General features: G+C 54.9%; 3 protein-coding genes. All 3 read right to left on the reverse strand.

Annotated features, from left to right (window positions below; all coding sequences use genetic code 11):
- Positions 1 to 195 precede the first annotated feature (195 nt).
- Positions 196 to 1,449, reverse strand: a complete 1,254-nt coding sequence (locus AX708_RS19155) for a replication initiator protein A (RefSeq protein ID WP_082745399.1) — start codon at positions 1,447 to 1,449, stop codon at positions 196 to 198.
- A 178-nt stretch (positions 1,450 to 1,627) separates the two neighbouring features.
- Entirely contained in the window at positions 1,628 to 2,644 is a 1,017-nt protein-coding gene (locus AX708_RS19160) for a ParB/RepB/Spo0J family partition protein (protein WP_058803371.1), read from the reverse strand.
- Positions 2,641 to 3,840 carry an AAA family ATPase gene (locus AX708_RS19165; RefSeq protein ID WP_058803372.1) on the reverse strand — a complete coding sequence of 400 codons (1,200 nt, stop codon included), beginning with the start codon at positions 3,838 to 3,840 and terminating at the stop codon, positions 2,641 to 2,643. The genes AX708_RS19160 and AX708_RS19165 overlap by 4 nt, the downstream gene beginning before the upstream one ends.
- Positions 3,841 to 4,087 lie beyond the last annotated feature (247 nt).

Raw genomic sequence — 4,087 nt, forward strand, 5'->3', positions numbered from 1 at the left:
ATCAGCACCCCTTGGGAATCCCACATCGATTCAGTCTAAACAGGACAGACTCTAGCTGCCGTGCATGATGAGACTGTTCTTATTGTTACGATAGATCGCTATGCCTGCGGCAGAGCGTAATCAGGCCTGAAGCCGAGCGGCAGCTCTACCAGCGCGCCGGGCGCCGCTACCAAGTCCTGCAGAAGGTCGCGATCTTCAAAAGCCCGGAAGCGTATGCTTGTTGCGCTCGTGGTGCTTTTTCATGAAGCCGTAGAACCGTTTCGAGTAGTTCCTTGGCAACTCATGCGGATTGCTGTTCAAAAAGGAATCGAATTGCCGCATCAGCACATCGAGATCCCAACCAGGACATTCAGCACGGATGGCCTGATAGATTTCGGGGTCAAGAGTGTCCTGCGCCCCCCCTCCCCTTCGTCGTGACTGAGATTGGCTTGCATTGCTGTCCAATGCCGCTGATGCATCGGCTTGCTGTTCGGGGCGCAAGCTCGCGCTCGTTGTTGCAAGGAGCTTGCGCACGAGGGCAGGATCAACGAATTCCTGCGGAGGGCTGACCTTGGCTGCCTTTTCGAGGGTTGCGCGCTGAATGCGCTGGGCTCTGCTCTCCGTGGTGACAGAGCCACTGCCCTCGGTTTTTTCAGAAAGTTTTTCGAGATGGCGACGCATCACCATCTTTAGCTTTGGGCGCGGCGTCTCCGCTCCAATGACCTCCAGACTGATATCCGGTAGGTTGTTAGCTCGCGCCAATTCAAGAATCTTGTTCTTGAACGAGGGTAGGGAGCTTTCGCTGCCGCTTTTCTGATGAAGAGTTTCGAAGCCAATCGTGAAACCTTCTGGCCCATTGCCACCAGCGTGCTTGCGAGCTGCGCGGTAGAGCCATTTCCCAAGTCCGCTCGTTATCTCGAAATACAAAGGCGAAATCGCAAGGACATTTCGCTTGTCCATGACCCCGTCGAAGAACCATTTGGAAAGCGTGATTTCCATCCCAAGCGAACGCTGGGTTCGCTCATCAACGAGATGAGTATAGCTATCGATCCACGAAAATGTGGTCTCGCGGGATTTGGAGTTTGCTCGGATGTTCGTCTTGATCGTCGTGGCCTGAAGACGATCAAGCGCTGCGATCAGTCGCTCATAGGCGCGCCCGCTTACACCCCAGCAGATTCGCTTGAGAAGATCGCCAGGTTGAACACGAATGGTCGGCGACAGGTCGTTGTCACCCCGCTCGCGCAATTCGTTGAGGTGAGACGCCAGATAGATCATGATATCTGCATCCCAGATGGTCGCCATCCCATAGGCTGGGTTGGCTGATACATGGACGGTGACCGACTTGTCCGGACTGAGGTACTCAATGGGTTTCAGGCGCTTCTTCTTCGAAAGGCTGAAGAAAGGACGCTGCATGGTCTCCTGATAGTCCCGCAGCGAGATGTCGCTGAAATCAGGCAGCGTGAAGAACATCTCGAACTGCACCCGGCGACCGGAGGAGGACTGATCTTTCTCGCTCACGTTCTTCGCCTAGTAAATCTGCCGCTGTCCCACATGTGGGACAAGTGTGCTAAACATATGAAATAAAACGATAAAAGCCACATTTTCAGAGTGGTAAAGGCATGGCCATAGGTGGGTCCGAAACCCTCCTTCATGGGGCAGGCCTTTTTAGAATCTTCGCCTTCTCAATCAGAGGGCGCAATGCATCGAGGATTTCGTCAGCGCTCAAATCAGTGGGGTTGATCGTTATCGTGAGCCCTCGTGCACGATCCTTTTCGATGACACCAATGGACGATCCTGCGGCTTCGATTACGGCTTTCTGGGCACGGCCAGGCCTGCCCGAAACTGCCTTGAGCAGACGGACAACAACCTGAGGGCCAGAAATTGGCTCTTCGTCTCCGGATTGCCGGAAACTTTGCTCCGCAGCGATCTGCTTCGCTGCTTCCTCCATCCTAGGGCGCAGCGATGGGTTGCGTATGGCTGGAAGAAGCTTGTCACCGTACCGCACCTGAAGTTCCATTGGCGACGCAAATGCGCTTACGATTGTTTGCGGGATCTCTGTCAGGCCGATGTACCGGGCGAGCGTAGATTTCGAGATCTTTACGCGTTCAGCAAGCCGGGCCTGAAGGCCATCGTAATAAGTATCGACTGCTGCCTTGTAGTTCAAACCGCGCTCTAAATCTGAGATATCTTCCCTCTCGCGGTTCTCGATATCAGCAAGGCGGAACGCAGCTTCGTCATCGAGATCTTCGATAATCGCGACGAGCTCGATATCCGGGTAGTGATTGGCGTTGAGCCACGCGACGGCCCAGTGGCGCCTTGTGCCAATGATCAGTTCGTACTGCAGCTCACCTTGCTGTTTCCGGCGCACGACTACTGGGATGCGGTTCCCGTTTTCTGCTTGGATCGATTCAATCAGAGATCGCAAACGGGGTTCGGTGAGCTGTTCGTAATCACGGGCGTTTCCCGGCCAGATCGAACATTCTGCAGGTTTGAGCCGGATGGTCGGGCGCTTGACCATCCGCGCTGCTTCCGTGAAGCCTTCAAGCCGACGTGTTGTGAAATTGCGCGATGCGGTTGCCCCTGCAGCGTCCTTCGCTTCAGAGACGGAAGGCTGGTCAGGGGCAGGGGAGGCGAGGGCCTCGCCAATCAATGAACGACGGCTCACGCTGCAACACTCCCTGCCGTGTCAGATGACCGTCTCGAAATGCTCTTCGACGGCCACTGCTCATGTATTTCGTTCAGAACTTCTCCGAAGACTGCGTTGAGATTGTCCCGGCAACGCTGGTAAGTTGCGTGCGCAGCTGAAGGCTTGCTTTCATAGATCGACCGGAATGCTTGAGTGGCATTCTTGATTTCCTCAGAAGCTAGGATCGGCTGATTCAGCAGGAAATTGGCATATGTGGCCTTCATCATCTTCCACATGTCGGCTTCACCTGGCTTGCTGGGGGTGTAGGCCGAGCAGACGACGCGAATGAACCCGTAATCAACAGGCGTTCCGTGATCCTCGAGGATCTCGATATTCTCGGCGATGGTGTCCATGAAATGGATGGTTGAAAGATAGTCGAGCTGCCTTGCCGGAACCGGGATAAGCATACCTGTTGCGGCGGCCATCACATTGAGGCCCAGGAACCCCATAGCCGGCGGAGGATCGAGCAAGACGACGTCGAAGTCCTTGATGATGCTGTCGATGCCAATACGGAGACGCTGAAGTCCCTCGCGCACTGCTTGTCCGCCCTCCGTCAACGTTGCCGTGAGGTCCCACTCTGCATCCTGCAGGCCAAGGCTTGACGGCACTATTTTGATTGTAGGCCAAGCGGTTTCTCGGATTGCCTTCCTGAAATCATCGAATGTGCTGCGAGGCGACAGGAAGTTTCCTAAAGTCTCCTCTTCATCGATAAGTGCTTCGGGCTGGATGTCGAACATAGTTGTCGTTGACGCCTGCGGATCGCAGTCGATCACGAGAACGCTATATCCGTTCAGTGCGAGAAAATCGGCGAAATGCTTGGTAATCGTACTCTTGCCGACGCCGCCCTTGAAATTCTGCACGGCTACTACGACCGCATTCTCATGGGCTAGCTTGCCCGGATGAATGTTCAGCGCCTTGCGAATATGAGTAAGGTCTTCGAGCGTGTAATAGCGACGGCCATTGTTAAGCTGCTTCGGAGGCGCGAGACGTCCCTCCTTCTCTGCCTTGGCAAGCGCTTCAGGCGTTCTTCCGACCAATTCCGCTGCCGCCGTAGGCCCAAACGTGATATCCAGGACCTTGCGTTCATCAGGTTTGAACACCACAGCTTTGACCCGATCGCGCATCATTTCGCAGGATCTGGTCATATTTCGCAGTGTGTTCACGGTGTAGGACATGCGTCTGCCTTTCGATGAATCGCAGTTCTGCGACCCAGTTCGTGTTTTATGATCATTTTCGGCGGTAGAAGTCAAACCGATATCTTCGGGATGGTGCCGGTCCCGAATCCTCGTCGCTGCCGGGCACCCCTTGTCGCATAGCCCGTAGTGATCACGGGCTCATAAACCCGAGGCGAGAGGGAAGGGGGAAGGCCTGATGCGGTTCAGCATCAGGAGCAGACCGTGACCGACCTTTTTGAACAATCCA

It is taken from the genome of Erythrobacter sp. CCH5-A1, assembly GCF_001557115.1.
In the GTDB taxonomy this organism is placed as follows: Bacteria; Pseudomonadota; Alphaproteobacteria; order Sphingomonadales; family Sphingomonadaceae; genus Erythrobacter.

Excerpts from the sequence above, each read along its gene's own strand:
- AX708_RS19165 (WP_058803372.1), bottom strand. The coding sequence starts at position 3,840 with ATGTCCTACACCGTGAACACACTGCGAAATATGACCAGATCCTGCGAA.
- AX708_RS19155 (WP_082745399.1), bottom strand. The coding sequence starts at position 1,449 with ATGTTCTTCACGCTGCCTGATTTCAGCGACATCTCGCTGCGGGACTAT.